The sequence below is a fragment of the Jannaschia sp. R86511 genome, assembly GCF_042466345.1.
Taxonomy (GTDB): Bacteria; Actinomycetota; Actinomycetes; order Actinomycetales; family JBBAYJ01; genus Aquipuribacter.
The window spans coordinates 553747-577469 of the sequence record NZ_JAXHCD010000001.1 but is presented as its reverse complement, the minus strand read 5'-3'; the positions used below and the strand labels follow the sequence as shown (position 1 = coordinate 577469).

The 23723-nt window shown below is 75.9% G+C and carries 20 protein-coding genes; 9 read left to right on the top strand and 11 right to left on the bottom strand.

Features of this window, described 5'->3' with window-relative positions; genetic code table 11:
• Positions 1-46: 46 nt before the first annotated feature.
• Complete coding sequence (locus SJY06_RS02840) at positions 47-1459, top strand: hypothetical protein (RefSeq protein ID WP_380164425.1); 1413 nt, start codon at positions 47-49, stop codon at positions 1457-1459.
• On the opposite strand, the gene SJY06_RS02835 is transcribed toward SJY06_RS02840, so the two are convergent.
• Together SJY06_RS02835 and SJY06_RS02830 are read right to left on the bottom strand one after the other, a co-directional pair.
• A complete protein-coding gene (locus SJY06_RS02835; protein ID WP_380164423.1) occupies positions 1434-1985 on the bottom strand; it encodes a CoA-binding protein in 552 nt (183 codons plus the stop codon). The two genes, SJY06_RS02840 and SJY06_RS02835, sit on opposite strands and share 26 nt — an antisense overlap.
• Entirely contained in the window at positions 1982-3292 is a 1311-nt protein-coding gene (locus SJY06_RS02830) for an O-acetylhomoserine aminocarboxypropyltransferase/cysteine synthase family protein (RefSeq protein ID WP_380164421.1), read from the bottom strand. Before SJY06_RS02830 ends, SJY06_RS02835 begins: the two co-directional genes overlap by 4 nt.
• Positions 3293-3551: 259 nt before the next feature.
• On the opposite strand from SJY06_RS02830, the gene SJY06_RS02825 reads away from it, so the two are divergent.
• Positions 3552-6032: a M14 family metallopeptidase gene (locus tag SJY06_RS02825; RefSeq protein ID WP_380164419.1), complete on the top strand. Its 2481-nt coding sequence runs from the start codon at positions 3552-3554 to the stop codon at positions 6030-6032.
• A gap of 105 nt (positions 6033-6137) precedes the next feature.
• Here the strand turns inward: SJY06_RS02825 and SJY06_RS02820 are convergent, their stop codons facing one another.
• The 7 genes from SJY06_RS02820 to SJY06_RS02790 form a co-directional block, all read right to left on the bottom strand.
• Positions 6138-7079, bottom strand: a complete 942-nt coding sequence (locus SJY06_RS02820; protein WP_380164417.1) for a hypothetical protein — start codon at positions 7077-7079, stop codon at positions 6138-6140.
• Between the two features lie 77 nt (positions 7080-7156).
• The gene (locus tag SJY06_RS02815) at positions 7157-8032 is read right to left on the bottom strand and encodes a spermidine synthase (RefSeq protein ID WP_380164415.1); all 876 of its coding nucleotides are present in this window, start codon (positions 8030-8032) and stop codon (positions 7157-7159) included.
• Positions 8029-9198 carry an FAD-dependent oxidoreductase gene (locus SJY06_RS02810; protein WP_380164413.1) on the bottom strand — a complete coding sequence of 390 codons (1170 nt, stop codon included), beginning with the start codon at positions 9196-9198 and terminating at the stop codon, positions 8029-8031. Before SJY06_RS02810 ends, SJY06_RS02815 begins: the two co-directional genes overlap by 4 nt.
• Positions 9195-9578 (bottom strand): hypothetical protein, encoded by a 384-nt coding sequence (locus tag SJY06_RS02805; RefSeq protein WP_380164411.1) that lies wholly within the window; start codon positions 9576-9578, stop codon positions 9195-9197. The genes SJY06_RS02810 and SJY06_RS02805 overlap by 4 nt, the downstream gene beginning before the upstream one ends.
• A 19-nt stretch (positions 9579-9597) precedes the next feature.
• Positions 9598-10698, bottom strand: a complete 1101-nt coding sequence (locus tag SJY06_RS02800) for a DUF2332 domain-containing protein (protein WP_380164409.1) — start codon at positions 10696-10698, stop codon at positions 9598-9600.
• 2 nt (positions 10699-10700) lie between these two features.
• Entirely contained in the window at positions 10701-12272 is a 1572-nt protein-coding gene (locus tag SJY06_RS02795; protein ID WP_380164407.1) for a flotillin family protein, read from the bottom strand.
• Complete coding sequence (locus SJY06_RS02790) at positions 12272-12802, bottom strand: hypothetical protein (protein ID WP_380164405.1); 531 nt, start codon at positions 12800-12802, stop codon at positions 12272-12274. Before SJY06_RS02790 ends, SJY06_RS02795 begins: the two co-directional genes overlap by 1 nt.
• Before the next feature lie 351 nt (positions 12803-13153).
• Here SJY06_RS02790 and SJY06_RS02785 point away from each other — a divergent pair, with 351 nt between their 5' ends.
• Complete coding sequence (locus tag SJY06_RS02785) at positions 13154-14440, top strand: vanadium-dependent haloperoxidase (RefSeq protein WP_380164403.1); 1287 nt, start codon at positions 13154-13156, stop codon at positions 14438-14440.
• 80 nt (positions 14441-14520) lie between these two features.
• Complete coding sequence (locus SJY06_RS02780) at positions 14521-15225, top strand: hypothetical protein (RefSeq protein ID WP_380164401.1); 705 nt, start codon at positions 14521-14523, stop codon at positions 15223-15225.
• 79 nt (positions 15226-15304) lie between these two features.
• On the opposite strand, the gene SJY06_RS02775 is transcribed toward SJY06_RS02780, so the two are convergent.
• Entirely contained in the window at positions 15305-16735 is a 1431-nt protein-coding gene (locus SJY06_RS02775; RefSeq protein WP_380164399.1) for a serine hydrolase domain-containing protein, read from the bottom strand.
• Between the two features lie 34 nt (positions 16736-16769).
• Here SJY06_RS02775 and SJY06_RS02770 point away from each other — a divergent pair, with 34 nt between their 5' ends.
• A complete protein-coding gene (locus tag SJY06_RS02770; protein WP_380164397.1) occupies positions 16770-17540 on the top strand; it encodes a tryptophan 2,3-dioxygenase in 771 nt (256 codons plus the stop codon).
• Positions 17540-18766, top strand: coding sequence for an aminotransferase class V-fold PLP-dependent enzyme (locus tag SJY06_RS02765; RefSeq protein WP_380164395.1), 1227 nt, complete (start codon positions 17540-17542; stop codon positions 18764-18766). Before SJY06_RS02770 ends, SJY06_RS02765 begins: the two co-directional genes overlap by 1 nt.
• 267 nt (positions 18767-19033) lie before the next feature.
• Here SJY06_RS02765 and SJY06_RS02760 read toward each other — a convergent pair whose 3' ends face one another.
• Complete coding sequence (locus SJY06_RS02760; RefSeq protein ID WP_380164393.1) at positions 19034-20248, bottom strand: AI-2E family transporter; 1215 nt, start codon at positions 20246-20248, stop codon at positions 19034-19036.
• 77 nt (positions 20249-20325) lie between these two features.
• Here SJY06_RS02760 and SJY06_RS02755 point away from each other — a divergent pair, with 77 nt between their 5' ends.
• From SJY06_RS02755 to mmuM, 3 genes are read left to right on the top strand one after another with little or no spacing between them, the layout of a single operon-like run.
• Positions 20326-21903, top strand: a complete 1578-nt coding sequence (locus tag SJY06_RS02755) for a phytoene desaturase family protein (RefSeq protein ID WP_380164391.1) — start codon at positions 20326-20328, stop codon at positions 21901-21903.
• Entirely contained in the window at positions 21900-22763 is an 864-nt protein-coding gene (locus SJY06_RS02750; RefSeq protein ID WP_380164389.1) for a hypothetical protein, read from the top strand. The genes SJY06_RS02755 and SJY06_RS02750 overlap by 4 nt, the downstream gene beginning before the upstream one ends.
• Complete coding sequence (gene mmuM / locus SJY06_RS02745; RefSeq protein ID WP_380164387.1) at positions 22760-23707, top strand: homocysteine S-methyltransferase; 948 nt, start codon at positions 22760-22762, stop codon at positions 23705-23707. The genes SJY06_RS02750 and mmuM overlap by 4 nt, the downstream gene beginning before the upstream one ends.
• Positions 23708-23723: the final 16 nt, after the last annotated feature.

Genomic DNA, 23723 nt, shown 5'->3' with positions numbered 1-23723 from the left:
TCACCGCGGCCGGGCCGGTGCTATACCTGTTCGACGAGGAGCGTCGATGGCGACCAGGCCAGGAACGGCGACCCGCCCGGGACGCGGAACCGTCCGGGTGGCGCTGCTGCTCGGCCTCACGACGGCCGTGGTGCTGGGCCTGACGCTGGTGGCGCGGGACCCGCCGAGCAGCCTGTCCGCCACCGACGTGGCCCGGATCGAGGCCGCCGTCGACCAGGGCTGCCCCGGTTCCGGCGACCCGCTCGGCCGGGGCACGGGGTTCGCCCTGGACGGGACCGTCGTCGACCTCGACGTCCCTGCCGGTCGGGGTGCGTCGCGGGTCACCCTGCGGGTGCGGGAGTGGTTCCTGGGCCCACCGCTGGGCGCGGTGACGGTGTGGCTGGAGCCGGGCACCGTGCCGCAGCCCAGCGGCGACGGCGGGGAGCCGGGCCCGGGGACACGGCTGCTGGTGTCCGGACGGGACTGGCAGGACCGGGACGGCGCCCTGGTGGCGTCCGGGTGCGGCCGCACCCGGGCCTGGGACGCCGGCACGGCCGACCAGTGGCGACGGACGCTCGCCGCGCCGGGCCTCGACGAGCGCGTCGCCCCCACCGGTCCGCTCGCCACCTACCCGTCGGCGGGGTTCGTCCGGGACGTGAGGGAACCGGACCTGCGGGGGGTCGCCGTGCTGGACGGGGACTGCCTCTACGTGCAGGACGGGCGGACCCGCTGGGTGCCGGTCCTGCCGAACCGGACCACCGCCTGGCTCGACGCGCCCCCCTCGCTGGCCGTGGCCGGGGTGCGGACCGACGTCGGGCACCTGGTCCGGTTCGCGGGGGTGCCCGCCGGCGGTCCGGTCCCCCGCGGCGCCGACGGGACCGCGCGGGCGGACGTCACCGCCGCGCTCGTCGACCCGTCGGGCGTGCCCGCGGCGTGCGACCCCGCCGCACCCCGGTTCGTCGTGGCCGAGCGGACCACCCCCGCTGCCCGGCCCGACGCCCGGGCCGGGGTGACGCCCGTGGGCCTCACGGCCGACGCGGCGCGCCGGGCCGGCCTGCGGCCCACGGCCGGGTCCGGCGGTGTCGTCACCGACGCGTTCGGGGCGACCACCTCACGGGTGGCGCTGCAGACCGTCGCGGCCGGCGAGGTGCTGGTGCACGTGGAGTCGGTCGCCGTCCTGGCCTGGCCGCACGCCTACGCCGCACCGGGCGCCGACCTGCTCCGCAGCGCCGACCCCGACCAGGCGGCCGCGCTGCCGCCCGTCGCGCCGGGCCACGAGCTGGCCGTCGTCAGCCGCGAGGACGGTGTCACGCAGGTCCTGCTGCGCACCCCCAGCCGGGTCGTGGTCTCGGTGTCGGCCCGGCTGACCCCGGACCCGTCCGGCCCCGGGGACACCGACGGCGGTGGGGTCGCGCTGGAGCAGCTGGCCCAGGTCGCCGTCGAGGTCGCGGCGCTCAGCCCTTCCGGCGCCGGGAGCTGATCACGCCGGTGTCGAAACCGGCCAGGTGCAGCCCGCCGTGGAACCGCGCGTGCTCGATCTTGAGGCAGCGGTCCATGACGACCTCGAGCCCGGCGGCCTCGCCGTCGCGGGCCACCTGCTCGTGCCAGAGACCCAGCTGCAGCCACAGCGTGCGTGCCCCGACCGCCACCGTCTCCGCCAGCACCCCGGGCAGGGCGTCGTGGGCGCGGAACACGTCGACCAGGTCCGGCACGACGGGCAGGGCGGCCAGGCTGTCGTAGACGGGCCGGCCGAGGATCTCGGTGACCCGCGGGTTGACGAAGTACACCTCGTAGGGCGACGTCGACAGCAGGTACGTCGAGACGAAGTAGCTGGCCCGGGCCGGGTTGTCGGACGCCCCGACCACCGCGACGGTGCGGGTGCGCCGCAGGACGCCCAGGCGCTGCTGGGCGCTCGGGCCCTCCCAGGTGCGCGTGCCCCGCCCGGTGGTGGCGGCCGGCACCTCGGCCGCGCCGCCCGCGTACTCGCCGACCTCGGTCTCGCTCACGCCTGCTCCCCCGTCGTGGTCGTGCCGGTGGCCCGCGCCAGGGCCTGGTCCAGGTCCCACAGCACGTCGTCGACGTCCTCCAGGCCCACGCTGATGCGCACCAGGTCGGGGTCGACCCCGCCGGAGCGGAGCTGGTCCTCGCTGAGCTGCTGGTGCGTGGTGGACGCCGGGTGCAGCACCAGCGTGCGGGCGTCGCCGATGTTGGCCAGGTGGCTGCACAGCTCGACCGAGTTGATGAACCGCTCGCCCGCCTCGCGGCCGCCGGCGACCCCGAACGCGAAGACGGCGCCGGGGCCCTCGGGCAGGTACCGGGCGGCCCGGTCGTGGTCGGGGTGGCCGGGCAGACCGGCGTAGCGGACCCAGGCCACCCGGGGGTCGCCGTCGAGCCACTGCGCGACCCGGCGGGCGTTGGCCGCGTGCTCGCGCATGCGCTGGGGCAGCGTCTCGACGCCCTGCAGCAGCAGGAACGCCGAGTGGGCGCTCAGGGTCGCGCCGATGTCGCGGAGCTGCTCGCTGCGCAGCTTGGTCAGGAAGCCGTACTCGGCGAAGTTGCCCCACCAGGTCAGGTCGCCGTAGCTGGCGACCGGCTCGGTCATCGACGGGAAGCGGCCGTTGTCCCAGGGGAACGTGCCCGCGTCGATGACCACGCCGCCGATGGTCGTGCCGTGCCCGCCGATGAACTTGGTCGTGGAGTGGATGACGATGTCGGCGCCGTGCTCGATGGGACGGCACAGGTACGGCGTGGCGGTGGTGGCGTCGACCACCAGCGGCACACCCGCCGCGTGGGCCACCTCGGCCAGGCCCGCGATGTCGGCGACCTCGCCGCCGGGGTTGCTGACCACCTCGGCGAACACGAAGCGGGTGCGGTCCGTGATGGCCGCCGCGAAGTCCGCCGGGTCCGAGCCCCGCACGAAGGTGGTGTCGACGCCGAACCGGCGAAGCGTCACGTCGAGCTGCGTGATCGTGCCGCCGTACAGGCTGGCCCCGGCGACGACGTGGTCACCGGCCCCGGCGAGCGCGGCGAACGTGATGAACTCCGCCGCCTGCCCGCTGCTGGTGGCCACCGCACCCAGACCACCCTCCAGGCTGGCCAGCCGCTCCTCCAGCGCCGCGACCGTCGGGTTGCCGATCCGGGAGTAGATGACGCCGTACTTCTGCAGCGCGAACAGGTTGGCCGCGTCCGTCGTGTCCTCGAAGACGAAGCTCGTCGACTGGTAGATCGGCACGGCCCTGGCCCCGGTCGTGGGGTCGGGCGTGGCCCCGGCGTGCAGGGCCCTGGTCCGGAAGCCGAACTGACGGTCGGTCATGGCGACAAGCCTGCCACCTGGGCCGGACGGAACCGGCCCCGCGTCCGACGTCACCGGGCGTGAGGCCGCGTCGCATCTAGGGGCGCCGGTGTCAAGGGCTGCCGCCGACCGACGCAGGACCGTGACCTGCGCAGTGATCTACCGAACGGATGAACGGTAAATCACCCATGCGGACCCATTGATGTCACGCAGAGTCTTCCCTTGTGTCCCGGGTCGCGCCTAGGTTCCGGTAACTCATCCGAACGAGAGGCGACACCACATGCCAGCTCCCGCCACGTTCGACCCGCCCGGGCAGCCCGACCAGGGTTCCCAGGGCACGGCCGACCGCCGCTCCCGCACCCGCGCCCGCACCGCGATCGGCCTCACCGGCCTGCTCGTGGCGACCGGGGCGCTCGTGACGCTCCCCTCGGCCCAGGCCGGGCCGACCAACGTCCTGGAGGTGCGCGGCGCGCAGGCCCGCACCTGCGCCGACGGCCCCGCCCGGGGCCGTGGCGTCGACTCCTACACGCTGACCGCGCCGTCCTCCGGCATCGTCGAGGCCGGCATCGCCGGCACCGGCGACTGGGACCTGGCCGTCTTCGACGACGACGGTGACGTCGTGGCCGCGAGCGCCGGGTTCACCGGCACCGAGAAGGCGACCGGCTTCGTGGACGCCGGCACCGAGCTCACCGTGCAGGGCTGCCTGCTGTCCGGCCGTGCCGGGTCGGTCGACGTCGACCTCACGTTCCTCGAGATCGAGGGCGAGCCCGAGGTCACGCAGCTGGTGTCCGTCGACACCCCCGAGCGCGCGGACAAGGAGCGGCTGCAGGCCCTGGAGCTGGACCTGACCGAGCACGCCGACACGACCAGCATCGACGTCGTCCTGTACGGCGAGGCCGATGCCGAGGTCCTGGAGGACGCCGGCTTCACGTGGGACGTCGAGATCGCCGACATGGCCGCCCGTTCCGCTGCCGACCGGAGCGCCGACGCCCGCTTCGCCGCCGCCGTCGACTCCTCCGTCCTGCCCAGCGGGCGGACCGAGTACCGCCGCCTGGCCGACTACGAGGCCGAGATGAAGGCCCTGGCCGAGACCTACCCGGACCTGGTGGAGCCCATCACGCTGGACGAGCCCACCATCGAGGGCCGGATGGTCCACGGCATCGAGATCACGACCGACGCCGACGACGTCAACGACGGCAAGCCGATCTTCCTGCACATGGGCCTGCACCACGCCCGGGAGTGGCCGGCCGGCGAGCACACCATGGAGTGGGCCTACGAGCTGCTGCAGGGCTACGGCTCCGACGACGAGATCACCGAGCTGGTCGAGACCACCCGCACGATCATCGTGCCGGTCGTCAACCCCGACGGGTTCACCATCTCGCGCGAGGCGGCGACGACCGACACGTTCGGGACGTTCAGCTACGACAACAAGCGCAAGAACTGCGCCATCTCCGCCAACACGCCCGCCAACTTCACGACCGGCACCTGCTCGGCCAACAACGCCGGCCGGCTGCGCGGCACCGACCTCAACCGCAACTACGGCGGCTTCTGGGGCGGCCCCGGCGCCAGCGCCAGCTGGTCCAGCGACACCTACCGCGGCGACGGCCCGTTCTCCGAGCCCGAGACCCGCAACGTCAAGAACCTGGTGGGCTCCCGCTCGGTGACCACGCTGGTCACCAACCACACCTTCTCCAACCTGTGGCTGCGTCCTCCGGGCGTGCAGGCCACGGGCGAGCCGCTGGACGAGCCGCTGTACAAGGCCCTCGGTGACGCCGCGGCCTCGCACAACAACTACGCGTCCATCCCGTCCTACGAGCTGTACGACACCACGGGCGGCACGGAGGACTGGACGTTCTGGACCGCCGGCGGCCTCGGGTTCACCCCCGAGATCGGCGACGAGAACTTCCACCCGGCCTTCGAGCGGGCCGTCGTCGCGGAGTACGCCGGTCTGGAGCCCGCCGCGGGCGCCGGCCTCGGCGGCAACCGCGAGGCCTACCTCGAGGTGCAGCGCGCCACCGCCGACCCGACGTACCACTCGGTCATCACCGGGACCGCGCCGTCCGGCTGGGAGCTCGAGGTCAGCAAGGAGTTCATGACCGCGACGAGCCCCGTGATCGGTCAGGGCAACGAGGTCCAGTACTTCGAGGACTCGGTGTCCAGCACCTACGACTCCGACGGCGGCCGGTTCTCCTTCGCGGTGAACCCGTCCACCCGGCCCGTCGTGGCCGGCCGTGACGGTCGCGACCCCACCGGGCCGGCCCAGCCGGGCAGCGCCGTCACCAACCCGCCCGGCATCCCGGCGCCCAACCCGCAGCTGTCCTTCAACGGGCCGTTGGAGTCGACGACCTTCGTCATCGAGGAGGGCTTCGACAACGCCTACGCCGACCTGCGGTTCGACTGGGACACCAACGCCGACTGGGACTTCTACGTCCGCAACGCCGACGGCGAGGTCGTGGCCAGCGCGGCGACCGGTGACACCCCGGAGGTCATCACCATCCGGGACCCCCAGCCGGGCACGTACGAGCTCGTCGCCTTCAACTACGCCCGCGGCGCCGAGGGTGCAGGTGACTGGACCGGCACGCTGGACTTCCGGGGCCCCACGCCGCGCGTGGTCAACGAGCCGGAGCCGTGGATCCTCACGTGCACCGACCGTCGCGGCACCGTGAAGTCGGTCAAGGAGGTGTTCGTCGAGCGCGGTGAGTCCGTGGATGTCGGCAACGCCTGCTCGCCCCGCAGCCCGGTCCGCAGCCCGCGCGGCTGACCCCGGCGCACGCACCCGCACCACCCGCACCACCTGACCACCGCAGGGCGGGGTCCCGGGCCGGCACGCACGACGTGCCGGGCCCGGGGCCCCGCCCTCGTCGTGTCAGGCGCAGGTGCGGTCGATCAGGTCCTGCAGGGCCGCCCGCTCGGGCACGGGGACGGCCACCTCGAGCAGCACCTCCTCGGCCCCGTCGACGCGCACCCGGACCGGGAACAGGTAGCCCTTCTTGTCCTCCGCGACCGCGTGGGCGTCGCAGCGCGTGACGGTGACGGTCACCTCCAGGACGACCGCGTCCCCGGTCACCGTGGCCGCGACCGGCTCGTCCACGGTGAACAGGGTCGTCGCGTCGCCGACGGCCAGGTCCACCGGGACGTCACCGGCGGTGGGGGTCGCCACCAGACGACCCCGCAGCCCCGGTTCGCCGTCGACCTCATCGGCGTCCTGCCAGGTCGGCTGCCAGGCCAGGTCGACGACGCCCGCCACGTCAGCCTCGGCGCACCGCTGGTCGCGGACCTGCTCCAGCACCCGCCCGGCCACGGGCAGCGTGACCGTGGTCCCGTCCACCTCGACCAGGGCGGTGTGCTCCCCGGCCGCGCCGACCTGTCCCCCGCAGGCGGGCTCGCCCAGCGGCACCGTCAGGTCCACCGACAACCCCGCCCCGAGCGCCGAGTCCTTGTCGGCGGCGGCGGGCGTGACGAAGGTCGGGCTGTCGACGGTCACCCTGCTCACCTGCAGGGTCCGGTCCCCGCCGTTGGTGACCTTGACCTGCACGACGCCGCGCTGGGCGTCGCGGCGGTACTGCACGACCTCGGCGCTCAGGTCGGCAGCCAGGTCAGCAGCCAGGTCGGCACCCGCGTCGGCGCCCGGCCCGGCACTCGCGTCGGCGCCCGGCCCGGGCCCGGCGGGGTCGGACGGGGACCCTGGTCCCGTGGTGCCCGCCGGACCCGCGTCCTCGGGCGTCGAGGGCGCGCACCCGGTCGCGAGCAGCAGCGCGGCGAGCAGCCCGGCCGTGAGCAGCCCGGTCGTGACGGACCTCGTCTCCACCGTCCGAGGGTAGGCGCGCCTCCGGGGACGGACCCTGCCTCCGCGCGACCCGGCAGGACGACCCGCCCGGCTGCTCCTCAGCGGAACTGGGGCCGGGGCGGCGGCGGCAGGAACGGCCCGGCGTCGTCGATGGGCTCCCCGCCGCCGAACCGGTCCCGGACCTGGGCCAGGTCGAGCAGCCGGACCGGGGTGACCGCGTCCCCGGCCAGCCGGCGACCCCAGGTCGCGATGGGCAGGTCGGCGTCGGAGGCGACCAGGACCACGTTGCCCGTGCGGCGGCCGCGCAGCGTGCCGGGCTCGGCCACGGCGAGGACGTGCCGGAACCGGGTGCGCAGAGTCGCCACCTCGGCCCGGGTGTGCGGGAACGGGGCGGAGTCGGGCAGGTTGCAGACCAGGACCCCACCGGGGCGCAGCACCCCGGCCACCGCCTCGCACCACTGCCGCGTCGTCAGCGACGGGGGCACGCCGGCGTCGGCGAACGCGTCGCGGACCACCAGGTCGAAGCCACCGGGACGGCACCCGGCCAGCCCGTCGCGGCCGTCCTGGGCGCGCACCTTGAGATAGCGCCCGCTGCGCAGCCGCAGCCGCTCCCGCACCAGGTCCAGCAGCGCGGCGTCGGGGTCCAGCAGCACCTGCCGGGACCCGGGCCGGGTGGCGGCCACGTAGCGGGCCAACGTGCCGGCCCCCACCCCGACGTGGACGGTGTGCAGGTCGTCACCCTCGGGGGCCAGGCAGTCCACGAGCCCGCCGATCCAGCGGACGTACTCGAACACCAGCACCGTCGCATCGGCCAGGTCGACGTGGGACTGCGGGACGTCGTCCACGGCCAGCAGCCAGCCGTCGGACCCGGCCGGCTCGTTGACCAGCGTGGCCGTCCCCCCGGCGACCGGCCAGGGACCGGTGTCGCCCGCGGGTTCGTCGAGGCCACGGCGGGAGCGCCCGGACCGGCTCACGGGCGCCAGTGGCCGTGCCGGGCCAGCGGGTCGGTGCTGCCCGGGCCCCACGCGGAAGCGGGTGCGGGGTCGGGCAGCAGGGACATCGCGACCTCCTCGGCGACGGCGGGGCCGATGGTCCAGCCCGACCCGCCGTAGCCGTGGCTGACGACCACCTCACGACCGCCGACGAGCTCCGGCGCCACGCGCCCCAGCGCCACCTCGTCGCGTACCGGGCGGATGCCCCACCAGGGCGGGCGGTCCGGCTGCCAGCCGGCCAGGTCCGGGAACCGCCGGGCGACGTCGGCCAGCAGGGCGGGGACCTCGGCGTGAGCCCTGTCCGCCAGTCGTGACGGGTCGTCCCAGTCGGCCGGGTTGTCCACCGGCAGGTAGGTCCCCCCGACGTGCAGGTGGCCGTCACGACCGGAACCGTCCTGGCCGGACGAGCCGTGGGGCACGGTGTAGCGCGGCCGCAGCTCGTCGTCGTCGTCGATGACCGCCCGTTCGGCGTGCACCGATCCCGCGGGCAGCGGGCCGCGCAGCAGCACCCCGAGCCGGCCCCGCAACCGGTCGTCGCCCAGCACGTGCGCGCCGAGCCCCAGGCAGGCGACCGTGGTGGTGGCGTCGTGCCGGTCGTGCAGGTCGACGAGGTCCGCCAGACCGGTCAGGGGCGCCGGCAGCGGGTGCAGCCGGACCCGGGGGTCGGCGACCAGCACCGCCGGCCAGCGCGGCAGCAGACCGCACGGGTCCCACTGCGGGCCGGCCTCGTGCCGCAGCCCGTGCGGGTGCGGCAGCCCGGCGTCGGCCGGGTCCACGATCCGGCCCGGGTACCCGGTCACCGGGCCGCGGTGCGAGACAAGGAGGGCCTCGGTGGTGCCGACGAACGGGCGCACGTGGCGGTGCCGGTCGGCCAGGGCCGCGGCCAGCACGGCCGACCGGGCGGTCCAGGCGTCACCGCGCGGGTCGGTCGAGGCGTAGCGCAGGGCCAGGCCCCCGCTTCTCGAGGCGGTGCCGTCCCCGGGCCGGTGGACGAGCCACGTCACCGTCAGGCCGTCGGTCGGCCCGGCCGTCGGCCCGTCAGTCGGCCCGGCCGTCGGCCCGGCGGCCCGGTCGTCGGCCCGGTCGAGCAGGGCCTGCACCGTGAGCAGGCCGGCGAGGCCACCGCCGACGACCAGGACGTGCGTCATCGCCGGTGGCGGTCCGCGGCGACCCAGCTAGCGGCGGCGACGGCGGCCGAGACGCTCAGCACGGCCGGCCAGGCGCCGACCTCCCGGGCCAGGGCGTGGCTGCCGACGAACGCCCCCGCGTAGCCGGCCAGCAGCCCGACCGCCGTGGGCGGCCCCTGCCGCCACCACTGCCGCCCGCACCAGGCCGCGCCGGCCAGCAGGACCAGCCCGCCCAGGGCCCGGACGTCGGTGGCCTGGGCGACGGCGAACCCGGTCACGAGCGAGCCGGCGGCCACCAGGCCGGTCGGCACGACGGGCGCGGTCCGGCCGCCCGGGTCACTGCCGCTGCGGTCGCTGCCGCCGCGGCGGCGGGACTCGGGGCTGGGTGCGGTCGGGCTCATCCCCCCAGGGTAGGGACCGTCAGTGCCAGCGGGTCGGCACCCCGTGGCCGACGCTGGTCCCCAGCACGACCCGCTCGCCGCCGGGCCAGGTGCGGGCCGCGACGAGGAACTCGTGCCGGGCGCCGGGGGCCGGGCGCTCCGGCTCCAGGGACAGCTCGACCAGCGGCGCGTCGGCCGTGGCGGTGGCCCCGAACCGGGCCAGCAGCTCACCGACCCGCGCCTGGTCCGGCCGCGACAGGTACTGCCACATGACCGAGTGCCACAGCACGGTCAGGTGACCGGGCCGCAGCTCGAGTCGACCCACGGCGGTCACGGCGTCCACCGGCTCCACGGTGACGGGGTGGACGGCGGCCAGGGCGAGCGCGGCGCGGGTGCGCCGGACCCGGTCGACCTGGTCGGCCCAGACGTAGGCGAGCAGCCGCTCCGCCGCCCCGGGCCGGCGCAGGTCGACGGGGGCGACGTCAGTGCCGAGGCGTTCGACCACCCGCAGCGGGGCGGTGACGTCGGGGACCGTGCCGTGCCAGGCGTCGGCCAGCTGCACCGGTGAGCCCGGCGGGCCCCACCAGCCGCCGTCCGGGCCGGCCTGGACGCGGTAGCGGTCGGCGTTGAGGTTGAGCCCGGCGCTGCTGCCGATCTCGTGCAGCCGGACCGGCAGGTCCCGCCCCGCCAGCACCCGGAGCAGCCCGCCGACCAGGGCGGCCGACCGGCCGACCTCGTTGGTCTGCGGCGGTCCGTTCAGGAACGCGACGACCTCGTCGGCGTGCGCGGCCAGGACGTCCCGCACCACCGGCCAGGTGCCGGGGCCAGGGGTGCCGCCCACGCTCGGGTAGTGGGCGGCCAGGGCCGGCGCCCGCCCGGTCAGCACCAGGTGGTGCACCGCCCCGAGCAGCCGCAGCCCGGTGGCCGCGGGGCCCGGCGCGTCGTGCCGCCCGGCCAGCACGGCCCGGACGGTGTCCGGGGCCCCTGGGTCGACCAGGTCGGCCACGCAGCGGCGCAGCAGGTCGGCGTACAGGGGCGAGCCCATGCCGGCGCACGCGTCCGCCTGCTCGCGCAGGTGCGCGACCAGCGGCGGGTCCGCCGCCGCGGGGTCCCGGCCGGCGGTCGTGGGCCCGCCCGTCACCCTCAGCCCTCGGTGGTCGCGGGCTCCACCGAGGTGCCGGCGGCGGGCGTCGCGGCCGCGCCCGCCGGGGCCGTGCCACCGGGGCGGGAGGACGGCGCGAAGGTGCTGCCCGTGCTCTCGGTGACGCGGGCCATCATCTGCTGCAGGTCGACACCGGTCGCGCCCTTGAGCAGCTCCAGGGTCTGCACCAGGTTGTCGGTGACCTGGCGCGGCAGCGCCCCGGCGCCGTCGGTGGAGATGACGGTGAGCTTGTCGATGGACGACATGGGCGAGGCCAGCTCGCGGGCCACCTCGGGCAGGATCTTGACGAACAGGTCGAGGACGGCGGCCTCGTTGTAGTGGCTGAACGCCTCGGCGCGCTGCTGCATGGCCTCGGCCTCGGCGTTGCCGCGGGCCAGGGTCGCGGCGGCCTCGGCCTCGCCCTCCAGGCGGACGGCCTCGGCGATGGCGGAGCGGCGGGCCTTCTCGGCCTCACCGGTGCGGGCGCCCTCGATGGCCTCGGCCTCGGCGAGCGCGGTACGCCGGCCCTTCTCGGCGACACCGGACAGCTTGGTCTCCTCGGCCTTGGCCTCGGCCGCGGCGATCGAGGCGGCCTTGCGGGCCTCGGCGGTGAAGATGTCGGCGTTGCGGCGGCCCTCGGCCTCCTGCTCCACCCGGTAGCGCTCGGCGTCGGCGGGCTTGCGGACCTGGGTGTCGAGCTGGCGCTCGGTCAGCGACGCCTGCCGGATGGCGACCTTCTCCTGCTCGGCGAGGATGGCCTGGTCGCGGTCGGCCTGGGCCAGCGGACCGGCGGCGGCGGCCTGCGCGGAGGCGGCGTCGGTCTCGGCCTTGATCTCGGCCTGCTTGAGGTTGAGGGCGCGGTTGGAGATCGCGATCTGCTCCTCGGCGCGGATCCGGGCCTGCTCGGCCTCCTGCCGGGCGTTGGCCTCGGCGACCGACGCCGTCTGCAGCAGCCGGGCCGCCTCGGGCCGGCCCAGGTCGGCCAGGTACGTGCCGTCGTCGCTGATGTCCTGGATCTGGAAGGTGTCCATCACCAGGCCCTGACCGGTCAGGGAGTTCTCGGACTCGTCGGCCACCCGCTGGGCGAAGGCGGCCCGGTCGCGGATGATCTGCTCGACGCTCAGCGCACCGACGATCGAGCGCAGCGCACCGGCGAGCACCTCCTGGGTGTACGGCGTGATGTCGTCCTGCTGGGACAGGAACCGCTGGGCCGCGGCTCGGATCGAGTCCTCGTTGCCGCCGACCTTGACGATGGCGACGCCCTCGACGTTGAGCTTGATGCCCTGGCCCGACACGGCGCTCTTGATCTGCACCGGGATGCGACGGCTGGACATGTCCATGATGTGCAGCCGCTGCACGAGCGGGACGACGAACACCCCGCCGCCCAGCACGACCTTCTGCCCCGACACGTCGGCCTGCCCGGGCACGGTCGCCCCGCTGCCGCGGCGGCCGGTGACGATGAACGCCTGGTCGGGGCCGGCCACCTTGTAGCGGCGGACCACGACGACGACCACGAGCAGGACGAGGACGACCAGCCCGATGACGGGCACCAGGGTCGTGTCGAGACCGAACATCAGGGGTTCTCACCGTTCTCGGCGTCAGCGGACGCCGCTAGGGGCTCGACCTGGACGGCCGAGGCGGAGATGACCGCGCTGACGCGGACGACGGCCCCGCTGCGCAGCGCGACCTCGCCCGCGGTGCGGGCGTTCAGGCGGGTGGGGTGGCCGGCGACGACCAGGGCGACGGTGCCGTAGCCGTCCGCCGGGACGTCGGACACCACCGTCGCGGTGGCACCGACCAGGCTGCTGCTGCGGGGCGTGGAGCCGTCGTCCTCGCGGGTCAGGGACCGGGTCAGCAGGCCGGCGAGCACGCCGGCGCCGACACCGGCCCCGACGCCGACCGCCGAGGCCACGCCCGTGCCGGCCCCGGCCTGCAGGGCCAGGGCCCCCGCGAAGCCCACCGCGGCCAGGAAGGCCGCCACGGCGGTGCCGGACAGCCAGTCGGGCCCGAAGCCGTCGACCAGGCCGTCCACCAGGTCGCCGAGCAGGAGCGCGACGACGAGCAGCAGCAGACCGACCCCGCCGATGACGAGGAACGTCGTCACTGCAGCCCCCCTTGTCCCGCCGGGGCTCGTCCCCCGGGCGTCCGCGCCGAAGTCAAGCACAGGTCGGGGTCGCGGCGCGGACGGTCCGCGACGCCTGTGGACAGGGTCCCCTCGCAGGTCGCGGCCACCTACGGGACGACGCCCACCGGGCATCATCCGGTCGCCCGGTAACGATCGGGTAACGATGGGGTCCCGGCCTATCGCAGACCCCCCACGGGGCAGTCAGATATGCCAGCGCACGTGGGGTGCGCACCGGGGACCACGGCCCAGGGGGAGTGGATGCGCGGCACCGAGCGGATCGGTCGACGTCATTTGTTGATAACAGGTGTCGGTATCGCTGCAGCCGTCGGGGTGGGTGCCGCCCCGGCCGCGGCCGGCCCCGGCACGGCCGCCACGGCCCCCGCCGACGTGGCCCACCAGTGGGTCCGGGCGGCCTACCAGGCGGTCCTGCTGGAGAACCTGACCCCGCCGACCGCGGCCCGGGCCTACGCCCACCTGACGGTGGCTATGTACGAGGCGGCGGCGCCGGGCATGCCCCACCACGTCTCGCTGGGCGGCCGGCTCAACGGCCTGCCCGTCGCCGCGCGCACCCTCCGGCACCGGGGTGACGTCGACTGGGCCGCGGCGGCGTCCGTGGCCGCGCTCGACGTCCTGACCTCCGTCCTGCCGCACCGCTCGGCCGCGACGGCGGGCGTGCTGGCCCGGACCCACGCCCAGGTGCTGCAGGACCGCCGGGCCGCCGGGGTACCGACCGCGCGGCTGCAGGCCTCGCTGGGCCACGGCCGGGCCGTGGCGGCCTGGCTGGTCGCCTGGCTGCGCGGCGACGGCCACGCCGAGGCGAGCGCCCGCGCCTACACCCCGCTGTCCGGACCACCCTGGGCATGGCAGTCGACCCCGCCCAACTACCGGCCCGCGATCGAGCCGTACTGCGCCGACGTGCGCCCCATGCTGCTGCGCACCACCGACGAGGTGGCGGCCGCCCCGCACGTGCCGTTCTCCGACGTCGAGGGCTCGGACTTCCACGCGCAGGCGATGGCCGTGGTCGCCCAGAGCCGGGCCAACGGCGCGGAGGAGCGCGAGATCGCGCGGTTCTGGACCGACAACCCGGGCTCGTTCACGCCACCGGCCGGCACGCCCACGGGCCTGCCCACCGGGCACTGGATGCTGATCGCCTCGCAGACCACGCGGCAGCTGGGCCTGCGGCTGGACCGGACCCTGGAGGCACTGGTCCGGCTGGGCGTGGTGATGAACGACGCGTTCCTGGCCTGCTGGACCGAGAAGTACCGCAGCAACCTGCTCCGGCCGGTCACCTACGTGCAGCGGTACGTGGACCCCACCTGGCTGCCGTTCGTGAACACGCCCCAGTTCCCCGAGCACACCTCGGGGCACTCCGTGTCCTCCGCGGCGGCCGCCGTCGTGCTGACCGACCTGCTCGGGTCGTTCCCGTTCACCGACGACTCCCACGACGAGCGCGGCTACCCGGCTCGCCGGTTCTCCTCCTACGACGACGCCGCCCTGGAGGCCGCCGGCTCCCGCCTGTTCGGCGGGATCCACTACCCGTGGGGCATCGAGGCCGGCCTGCTGCAGGGCCGGCAGATCGGGGAGCTCGTCGTCGCGCGCCTCCGCACCCGGCGCTGAGCCCGCCCGGCCCCCACCGACCCCGGCACCACCGCCCCGACCACCCGGTCAGGTCACCACCCACCGACCCAGGAGACCTCATGCCCAGCACCGTCCGTCGCCTCGCGACCGCGCTCACCGCCGCGGGCGCCGCCCTCGCCCTGTCCCTGGCCTCGGCCCCCGCGGCCCTGGCCGCCGACGTGGAGCCGCCCCAGAACGGGAGCAACTCCGCCACCGGCCGCTCGATCAGCATGAGCTGGCTCGAGGTCGGCCGGCTGCCCGGTGGCGTCCTGGGCAACTACCACCAGGGGTACATGACGGTGGAGACGCCCGGTGACGGCAGCGGGTCGTACGTGTTCGGCGACGTGGTCGACCTCGAGTGCCCGCCCGGCGTCACCCCCGACGACGGCGGCGGGCACGGCGAGGAGGAGCCCGAGGGGCCCTTCTGCGAGGCCGTGGCGTTCCGCACCATCGACGGCGGCGACCTCACGGTGGTGCACGACAAGCGCAACCGCAGCGCGCGCCTGACCGGCACCCTGGCCGTCAGCGACCACGGCACGCCGCTGGGCAACCCCGTCGTCGACATCCGGCTCACCGGCACGGCGACGACGTTCGCCGACCGGTACAGCTCGCGCTGGAGCGACGGGACGGTCGTCTACCGCTCCTCGTACAGCCAGGTCGGCCGCGAGGCCACCATCGTCGGTCGGATCGGGCCGATGGTCTTCGACAACGCCGAGGGTGAGTACAGCTACGCGACGCTGTCGTCCTGGAGCGAGATCTCGCGCGTGCGCGTCCGCACCCCGTGACGTCCGCGGGGGAGGCGGCGCGGACCCCCGCCGGCCGTCTCCCCCGCGGTGCCGGACCGGGCCCGGTCGACGCGCCGGCTCAGAGCGACCCGACCGACACCCGCGCCGGCAGGGGCAGCTCCGCCGCCCGCCAGGTGGTCATGCCGCTCGCGGTCCGCAGCGTCGCGACGCGGCCGGTGTCGTCGCGGGTGGCCCGGACGCGTTCGCCCACCGCGCCGTAGCCGGGCCCGCTGACCATGGCGAGGGTGTTCGCGTCGAGGACGTCGAGCTCCACCACCGCGGCGCCCGGGTCGGCCAGCGACGGGTTCAGGAGCAGCAGCCGGTCGCCCAGCAGCACGACGTCCTGCACCCCCCACAGCGTGGCCCACCGGCCCACCAGGTCACCGGCCAGGGCCTGCTGCTCCGCGTCCTGCCGGTGCGGGGTGGGTGAGGCGGCCAGGTCCACGAGCCGGACCGCGCCGACCGCCAGCTCCAGGGCGGGACCGTCGATGGCGTTGGTCAGCACCGACACCGCCAGCCCGCTGCCCGGGTCCAGCAGGGTGCGGGTGATGTGCCCCGGCCAGCCGCCGCCGTGCCCGACCAGCCGGCGCTCGCCGACCGTGCTCACCGCCATCCCCAGCCCGTAGCCGTCGCCCGCGGTCCCCGGCACGTCCCACCACGGGTGCTGCAGCTGCCGCCGGGCGGTCGGGTCGAGCAGCCGCGGGTCGGCCTCGTCGCCGTCGCCGTCGCGGTGCGCCGAGACGTACCGGAACAGGTCCTCGGCCGTGGAGCAGAACCCGGTCGCGGCCGCCATCGCGCCCGTGCCGACCTGGTCCACCGGCACCCTCGCGTCCGCGTAGGCCAGCGAGGTGTAGCCCGTCGCCGCCCGCGCGGCGAGCGGGTCGCCCGGCGCCAGGTCCGGCGCGGTGGCCGTCAGCCCCAGCGGCTGCAGCACCCGCTGCGTCACCGCCTCCGCCCAGGTCGCCCCCGTCGCCGCCGCGACGACCAGGCCCAGCAGGGCGTAGCCGATGTTGGAGTACTTGAACGCCACGTCGGGCTCGGTGACCACGGCGTCCCGGACGACCGCGCGCAGGTCGGCCTCGTCGTGGAACGGCCGCCGCAGCTGCCACTGGTCGCCGTCGGCCCCGTCCCGGACCAGGCCGGCGCTGTGGTTGAGCAGCTGCCGCAGCGTCACCGCCCCCACCGCCGCGGACACCTCACCCGTCCACGGCAGCCAGGTGGCGAGCCGGTCGTCCAGGCGCAGCGTCCCCTCGGCCGCGAGCTGGTGCACGACGGTGGCGGTGAACGTCTTGGAGTGCGACGCCACCCGGAACACGTGGTCGGTGCCCAGGGCCGTCCCCTGCTCGAGGTCGGCGTGGCCGTGGGCGGTGCTGAGCAGCAGCTCGCCGGCCAGCCCCAGCGCACCCTGCACCCCGGGCACCCGGTGGTGCCGGCGCCGGAACGCCCACCAGGAGTCGACGTAGGGGGCCGTGCGACGGACGAGGTCGCGGGTCAGCTCGGGTGCGCTCACGCCGGCCCAGTCTGCCCCAGGCCATGATGGGCCGGTGGCCGAGAACCCCCCGCCCCCGGCGGCACCGCTGACCTACGGCACCTACCTGCGCGTGGACGACCTGCTGGGGCTGCAGCGGCTCAGCTCCGACCCCCCGGAGCACGACGAGCTGCTGTTCATCACCATCCACCAGGTCTACGAGCTGTGGTTCAAGCAGATCCTGTGGGAGCTGGACCGGGTCGTCCGCCTGCTCGCCACCGACGACCGGGCCCGGGCGCGGCACTCGCTGGGCCGGGTCCGCAGCATCGTCAAGGTGCTCGTCAGCCAGCTCGACGTGCTGGAGACCATGACCCCGCTGGAGTTCGCGTCGTTCCGGGCCCACCTGGAGTCCGGCTCCGGGTTCCAGTCCGCGCAGTTCCGCGAGGTCGAGTTCGTGCTCGGGCTCAAGGACGCCGCCGCCGTCCGCCGGGCCGAGCACGACGCGGCGCGCGGCCGGCTGCAGGCGCGTCTCGCGGCGCCGTCGCTGTGGGACGCGCTGCTGGCCCACCTGTCGCGCACCGGCCACCCCGCGGACCCGGCTGACGACGCGGCCGTCGAGGACGCCCTGGTCGAGCTGTACCGGCACGACCCCGACGCGGCCGGGCTGTGCGAGAGCCTGGTCGACCTGGACGAAGGGCTGCAGGAGTGGCGCTACCGCCACGTCAAGATGGTCGAGCGGACCATCGGCGCGAAGATGGGCACCGGCGGCTCGGCGGGGGCGGAGTACCTGCGCTCCACGCTGCGCCCGGCGTTCCCCCTGCTGTGGTCCATCCGGAGCCGGTTCTGATGCCGGCTCCCGGTTCGGGTCCGGCCCCGACCCCTGACGCCCCCTCCCCCGACGTCCCGCACGACGCCCGGGCCGTGGCCGCGCACTACACCGCGGCCCGGGTGCACGAGCGGCTGCTGCTGACCGGGCACAGCCACCAGGCCTGGCCGGACGTCGCCCGCGAGGGGCAGCTGGCGGCGTTCGACGACGCGGTGGAGCTGGTCGACGAGAAGTGGGACCGGGCGCTGGCGCAGGCGGCCCGGGTGCAGCAGGGCTGGGCCCGCTGGCTCGGCGACGACGGGTCGGGCGTCGTCACCCTGGCCGACAGCACGCACACCCTGCTGGTCCGGCTGCTGTCGGCGCTCGACCTGGCCGGCCGGCCGCGGGTGGTCACCACCGACGGCGAGTTCCACTCGGCCCGCCGCCAGCTGGACCGCCTGGCCGAGACCGGCGTCGAGGTGGTCCGGGTGCCCGCCGGGCCGGTGGCCACGCTGGCCGAGCGGGTGGCGGCGCAGGTGGACGGGCGGACCGCGCTGGTCCTGGTGTCCAAGGTGCTGTTCGGCACGGGCGCCGTGGTCCCGCACCTGGCCGCCACCGCCGCGGCGGCGCGGCACCACGGCGCGGTCCTGGTCGTGGACACGTACCACGCGCTCGGGGCGCTGGACTGGTCGCTGGCCGAGGACGACCTGCTGGACGCGTGGGCGGTCGGCGGCGGTTACAAGTACCTGCAGCACGGGGAGGGCTCGTGCTTCCTGCGCCGGCCCGCGGGGTCCCGGCTGCGGCCGGTGGTGACGGGTTGGTTCGCGGAGTTCGCCGACCTGGCCGCCACCCCGGCCGGGCAGGTCGGCTACGGCGACGGGCCGGAGCGCTTCGCGGGGTCGACCTACGACCCGACCAGCCACTACCGGGCGGCGCGGGTGCTCGACTTCTTCGACGTCCAGGGGTTCACGCCGGCCTGGCTGCGTGCGGTCAGCCGGCACCAGGTCGGCCGGCTCGCGAACGGGGTGGCGGCGCTGGACGTCGAGGAGGAGCGGCTCGTGCTCGAAGTGCCGGACCCCGACGCCCGGGCCGGGTTCCTCGCGCTGCGGACGCCGCACGCCGCGGCCCTGCAGACCGCCCTGCGTGAGCGCGGCGTCCTCACCGACCACCGCGGCGAGGTGCTGCGCCTCGGGCCGGCGCCATACCTGCGTGACGACCAGCTCGACGCGGCCGTCGGCCACCTGGCGGAGGCCCTCCGCACGCTCTGAGACGCGTCACCGACCGCCGCAGCCAGTCGTCGACCGAGCGGGGGTGTACCGGGGTGTACCGCGCCGCCTGTACCGCGCGCCGCCTGTACCGCGCCGCCTGTACCGACCAGCGACACCGGACGGCCCGATACGGCACGGTGACCCGCCGAGCCCGCCTGTCGTGTCGCTGGTCGGTACGCGCACGGTCGCCGGCACCGGGCAGCGGGGCCGGCCCCGGGCCGACGTGCGGGCCGGCCCCGGGCCGACGTGCGGGCCGGGGGGTGCGGCTCAGCCGCGGCCGAGGCGGGCGAGCACCCGCCCGGCCAGCGAGCGGCGCCGCGGCCGCGCGTCAGCCGTGGCCACCCCGTCGCCCTCGACGTCGCCGGTGTCGCCCAGGTCGGGGTCGTCCGGGACCCCCGAGCGTCTGACCTCCTCGTCCACCGCCCGCTGGTCGGCCCTGGCCTCGCGGGAGGCCTGCACCGCGGACCAGGCGACGGCCGCGAACGGCACGGCCAGGATCGCGCCGATGATGCCGGCCACGATCGACCCGGCGGTCAGGGCGAGCAGGATGACCAACGGGTGCAGGGACAGGTAGCGGCCCATCAGCACCGGCTGCAGGAAGTTGCCCTCGATCTGGTTGACCGCCACGACCAACGCCAGCACCGCCAGGGCCGTGCCGGGCGAGTTCGAGACCAGGGCGATCAGGACCGCCACGGCGCCCGCGGCGACCGCTCCGACGATGGGCACGAAGGCGGCGACGAACACGAGCAGGGCCAGCGGCAGGGCCAGCGGGACGCCCAGCAGGGTCAGGCCGATCCCGATGAACACCGCGTCGACCAGGGCGACGGTCGCTGTGCCGCGCACGTAGCCGCCCAGCACCTGGACCGCGCGGATCCCGACCAGGTCGAAGCGCCGGTGCTCGCGGGGCGGCAGCTGCGCCCGGAAGAAGGCCCAGATCTGGCGGCCGTCCTTGAGCAGGAAGAACAGCACGACCAGGGCCAGCAGCACACCGGTCGCGACCTGGGCGACGGCGGTGGCGCCCGTGATCGCACCGGACTGCACGGCCGAGCCCTGCAGCACGGACTCCAGCTGCCCGGTGATCTCCTCCACGTCGACCGACGGCAGCCCGAACGGCCCGGACTCCACGAAGTCCTGGAGCTGGTCGAAGCCCTGCAGGGCCCCGTCGCGGAGCTCACCCCACTGCGAGGCCACGGCGTCACCGACCAGCCAGCCGACCCCGCCGAGAAGGGCGAAGCCCAGCAGCAGCGTGATCCAGACCGCCACCACCCGGGGCAGCCGGCGGTCGAGCAGGTCCACCAGCGGACCGGCCGCCGCGGCCAGCAGCACGGCGATCAGGACCGGGACCACCACCAGCCGCAGCTGGACCCCGACGAAGGCCACGACGGTCACCGCCGCCAGCACCAGCAGGATCTGCAGGCTGCGGGTCGCCGCGCCGCCCAGGCCGTCGTTCCAGCGGTCTCGCCGCGCAGTGGTGTCGCTCACCCGCTGAACGTACCCAGCGGGCCCGCGATGAACCCAGGGCACGACCGCGCCGCGGACCGGCACGGCAGGATGCAGCCATGCATGACACCCACCACGACGTCGTCGTCGTCGGGGGCGGCCACAACGGGCTGACCGCCGCGGCGTACCTGGCCCGGGCGGGCCGCCGGGTCCTGCTGCTGGAGCAGGCCGACCACCTGGGCGGTGCGTCGGTCAGCGAGCAGGTCTTCGCCGGCGTCGACGCCCGGCTGTCCCGCTACTCCTACCTGGTGAGCCTGCTGCCCCGGCAGGTGCGCGACGAGCTGGGCCTCGACCTGCGCCTGGTGCGGCGCCGGGTGTCGTCGTACACGCCCGACCCGCGCCGCGGTGGCGCCGCCGGGCTGCTGGTCACCGACGACGAGGCGGCCACGACCGCGTCGTTCGACCGGATCGGGGCCGGGGCCGACCGCGCCGGCTGGGACGGGCTGTACGCCCGCACCGCCCGGGCCGCGCAGGCGCTGTGGCCGACCGTCACCGACCCGCTGCTGTCGCGGGAGCAGGCCCGGGCCCGGATCGGCGACGCCGCCGTCTGGGACCTGCTCGTCGAGCGGCCGGTCGGGGTCGGGGTGGCCGAGGCGGTGCAGGACGACCTGGTCCGCGGGGTCGCGCTGACCGACGCGCTGATCGGCACGTTCGCCGACCCGGGCACGGACCTGCTGGCCAACCGCTGCTTCCTCTACCACGTGATCGGCGGCGGCACCGGGGACTGGGACGTCCCGGTGGGCGGCATGGGAGCGGTGTCGGGCGCCCTGGCCGACGCCGCCCGCGCCGCGGGCGCCGACCTGCGCCCGTCGTCGCGCGTGGTCTCGCTGGACCCGGACGGCCGGCTGGTCGTCGACGCCGCCGGCGAGGAGCTCGTCGTCACCGCGGAGCACGTGGTGTGGGCCGGTGCCCCGGCGGCCCTGGACCGCGCCCTGGCGGCCGCCGGGGCGGCGCACCACGGCGGGTCCGGCGACCCGCTCAGCGACGCCACGCCCGAGGGCTCGCAGCTGAAGGTCAACATGCTGCTGCGCCGGCTGCCCCGGCTCCGCGACGCGCACGTCAGCCCGGAGGACGCCTTCGCCGGCACCTTCCACGTCAACGAGAACGCCGAGCAGCTGGCCACGGCGTTCGCCCAGGCCTCCGCCGGCCGCATCCCCGACCTGCCGCCGTGCGAGGTCTACTGCCACACCCTGTCCGACCGCTCGATCCTCGGGCCCGACCTGCGGGCCCAGGGGGTGCAGACCATGACGCTGTTCGGGCTGCACATGCCCGCACGGCTGTTCACGGCCGACCCCGACGGCGCCCGCGAGCAGGCGCTGCGGGCCACGCTGGCCTCGATCGGCTCGGTGCTGGCGGAGCCGGTGGAGGACGTCCTGCTCACCGACGCCGACGGCCGGCCCTGCCTGGAGGTGCGCACCCCGGTCGACCTGGAGGGCGACGTCGGCCTGCCCGGCGGCCACATCTTCCACCGCGACCTGTCCTGGCCCTGGGCCGAGCGGCCGGAGGACGTCGGCACCTGGGGGGTGGGCACGGCGCACGCGAAGGTGCTGCTCGGCGGGGCGGGGGCCCGACGGGGCGGCGGTGTCAGCGGCATCCCCGGAAGATCCGCGGCCATGGCGGTGCTGGAGCAGGTATGACCACCCCTGCCGTCACCCCCGCCTCGACCACCACCCCGGGCAAGAAGGACTTCAGCCGGCTGTACACGAGCCCGGACCCCCGGCCGTACATGCGCTACTTCGCCACCCAGGACTACCGCGTCCTGGCCGCGGGGGCGGAGCTGTACCGACGCGTGCTCGCCGAGGTCGGCGACCCCGGTGCCGTGGTGGACGTCTGCTCGTCCTACGGCCAGGACGCCGCCCTGCTGAACCACCACCTGAGCGGGCCCGAGCTGTTCGCCCACTACACGGCCGACGACGTGGCCGACCTGTCGCGCGAGGAGCTCGTCGCCCGGGACCGCGGCTTCTACGCCGGCCTGCGTCGCGACACGGCCGTGCCGGTGCTCGGCCTGGACGCCTCGGCCGCGGCCGTGGCCTACGGGGTCGACGCCGGACTGCTGGCCGAGGGCGTCGCCGCCGACGTCGAGGGTGACGACGAGGTGGACCTGGCGCCGCTGGCACATGCCGGCGGCCTGGTGGTCACCGGGGGCATCGGCTACGTCGGGCCCCGGACCTTCGCGCGGCTGCTCGACGTCGCCGAGGGCCGACCCTGGGTCGCGGGCATGGTGCTGCGGTGGGTGGACCTCGACCCGCTGGCCGAGCTGCTGCGGGAGCGGGGCTACCGGGTGCAGGTGGCCGAGGACGCGCCCGTGGTGCAGCGACGGGTGGCCGACGACGGCGAGCGCATCGCCATGCTGGCGCGGCTGCACGAGCTCGGTCGCGAGGTCGGGCCGGTCGAGGCCGCGGGCCACCACGCGGCGCTGCCGTTCCTGGCCGTGCCGGACGGCCGCCCCGCCCCGGACCTGGCCGCGCTGGCCGCGGGACTGGACCGGGTGCGGTGACCCCGGCCGGCGCCGGGCTGCGGCAGGCGCTCGCCGAGCGGCCGGTCGTGCTGGACGGCGGCCTGGCCACGCACCTGGAGACCCGCGGGCACGACCTGTCCGGCGACCTGTGGTCCGCCCGGCTGCTGCGCGACGACCCCGCCGCCGTCCGGGCCGCGCACGAGGACCACCTGCGCGCCGGGGCCGAGGTGGTCGTGACGGCGTCCTACCAGGCCTCGGTCGAGGGCTTCGCCCGGCTCGGCCTGGACCCGGCCCACGCGCTGGCCCTGGTCGCGCGCTCGGTCGAGGTCGCGCGGGACGCGGTGGCCCGCACGGGCCGGCCGGCCTGGGTGGCCGGGTCCGTCGGCCCGTACGGGGCCGTGCTGGCCGGCGGGCAGGAGTACACCGGTGACTACCTGGACCCCGGCCCCGACGGCACCCCGCCGCAGACGGTGGCCACGCTGCGCACCTTCCACCGCGAGCGCATGGCCGCGCTCGCCCAGGCCGGCGCCGACGTGCTGGCCCTGGAGACCGTGCCCGCCCGGGCGGAGGCCGAGGCGCTGCTGCTGGCCGCCGCGGACGTCGGTGCCCCGGTGTGGCTGTCGCTGACCACGGTCGTGGACGCCGCCGGCGTGGTGCGCACCCGGCGCGGCGAGCCCGCTGCGGACGTCTTCGCCCTGGCCCGCGACGTGCCGCAGGTGGTGGCCGTCGGCGTCAACTGCTGCGACCCGGCGGGGGTGGGGGCCGCGGTCACGGTCGCGGCCGCCGCGTCCGGTCTGCCGGTGGTGGCCTACCCCAACAGCGGGGAGGTGTGGGACGGAACCGCCCGGGCCTGGACCGGTCGGCCCGAAGTCGACCTGGCCGCGGTGCGCGGCTGGGTCGACACCGGGGCGCGGCTGGTGGGCGGCTGCTGCCGGGTCGGCCCCGACCAGGTGGCGGCCCTGGCCCGCACGCTCGGGCGCTGACGGGACGGGACAACCC